General features: G+C 60.2%; 2 protein-coding genes. Both read right to left on the reverse strand.

Features of this window, described 5'->3' with window-relative positions; genetic code table 11:
• A partial coding sequence (locus tag WCA53_RS34560) for a shikimate dehydrogenase family protein (RefSeq protein ID WP_423922912.1) occupies positions 1 to 375 on the reverse strand: 375 nt, incomplete at its 3' end.
• A gap of 77 nt (positions 376 to 452) precedes the next feature.
• Positions 453 to 1,775, reverse strand: a complete 1,323-nt coding sequence (locus tag WCA53_RS34565; protein WP_423922916.1) for an MFS transporter — start codon at positions 1,773 to 1,775, stop codon at positions 453 to 455.
• Between the last annotated feature and the right edge of the window lie 69 nt (positions 1,776 to 1,844).

Consider the following 1,844-nt stretch of genomic DNA (forward strand, 5'->3'; position numbering starts at 1 on the left):
CCCTTTGAGTGCGCGGCCCTTGCGTTCCACGCCACGCACGAAGCCCGCGCCATCGAACTGATCGCCGAGCAAAGTACCATCGGCGCGCTTGAGGATCGCATTGCAGGCACCGGCAATGCTTGCGGTCGGCGTCACTTCGTCGACGAGTTCCATGGTGGTCACCTTGTGAGGCATCGTCACCAGCGCGCCGCGAATATTGCTGAGACGGAAAAGCGACGGCAGGAACTGCACATAGTCGTCGGGCTTGACGCCCATCGGCACGACGACGGCGTCGATGCCGTTCTGGTCGAACCAGGGGTTATAGATCATCGGCGACTTGAAACTTTCGGTCGGAAAGCCGAGGTGGGCAATCAGAGTGGTTTTACCGCTGATCATCGCTGTGCTCCTTGAGCTTGTTCAATGAGGTTGTGCACTAAGGTTAGTCGCTAAGGTGGGTCACTAAGGTGGGTCACTTAACTATCGATTTCCACGCGACGTACATCGCCGACGACGAACACGTATGACAGCGCGCCAAGCAAGGCCGCCGTGCCCACATAAGCAAGCGCATAGAAGAACGATCCCGTCGTCGCCACAATCAGCCCGATTACGAGCGGCGTCACGATCCCCGCCAGGTTTGCGCAAAGATTGAAAATGCCGCCGGTGAGTCCCATCAGGCTTTTCGGGGCGACGTCCGAAATGAGCGTCCAGCCCAGGCCGACCATCCCCTGGCCGAAGAACGCGATTGAGAGGACGGTAATGACGAGTGCATCGGTGCTGACGTAGTTGGCGGCAATGATGGTCGACGCACCCAGCAAGCCCACGATGATCGGCAGCTTGCGTGCTATGTTCGCCGAGCCTGTGCGCTTGAGCAGGAAGTCAGACACCCAGCCGCCGAACATCACGCCGGCCGCTGCTGCGAGAAATGGCATCACCGCGAAGAAGCCGACCTTCAGCCAGCCCATGTGGCGCTCGGTCGCGAGATACGTGGGGAACCAGGTCAGGAAGAACACCAGCGTGGTGTTGCCTGCGAACTGTCCGAGGCATGCGCCTGCGATCTGGCGACGCTTGAGCAGTGCGCCGACGTTACTCCACGAAAAGGCGAGCGACTGCTGGCCGCCGGCCGGTTCGAGGCCGCCGCCGGCCGCAATATGATCCAGTTCAGCCTGGTTCACGCTTTTCGACTCGTGGGGTTGCCGATAGAAAATCCACCATGCCGCGCCGAACGTGATGCCGATCACGCCGACCACAAGGAACAGTGAACGCCATCCGAAATTGCCCATGATCCAGAAGAGCGCAGGCGCGAAGCACGCGAGACCCAGGTATTCGCCCACCGTATAGATGCCTGTGGCACGTGCGCGCTCCTCTTGCGGAAACCACGTAGCGACAACGCGGCTATTGGTTGGGAAGCATGGCGCTTCGCTCACCCCCAGGCCGAAGCGGAACAGCAGCAGCGATTTCAGCCCCACCGCGAAGCCTTGCAACAGCGTGAAAAACGACCAGAAGATTAGTGCCAGGGCATAGGTGACCTTGCTGCCGAAGCGATCGAGAAAAACGCCGCCAGGCAGTTGAGCGAGCGCATAGGTCCACGAGAATGCCGAGAAGACGAGGCCCATTACGGCCGCGTCGATTCCGAGTTCCTTGGTCATTGTCGGTGCGGCGATGCCGAGCACGGTGCGGTCGAGATAGTTGATCATCGTGCCGATCGCTAGCAGCGCTAGCATCACGAAGCGGGTGCGCGAGCGCCGGATGCCCGATACGCTGGCGCGCACGCCCTGATGACTCGAAGCATGTTGCATTCCTGTCTCCTGACCTAAGGTGGGTGTATTCCGCTTAGCCGTTCGATGCATGCCCGAACGATGTTGTTG

Source organism: Caballeronia sp. (genome assembly GCF_049581465.1).
Classification (GTDB): Bacteria; Pseudomonadota; Gammaproteobacteria; order Burkholderiales; family Burkholderiaceae; genus Caballeronia.

Coding starts and splice junctions, on each gene's coding strand:
- WCA53_RS34565 (WP_423922916.1), bottom strand. CDS start 1,775: ATGCAACATGCTTCGAGTCATCAGGGCGTGCGCGCCAGCGTATCGGGC.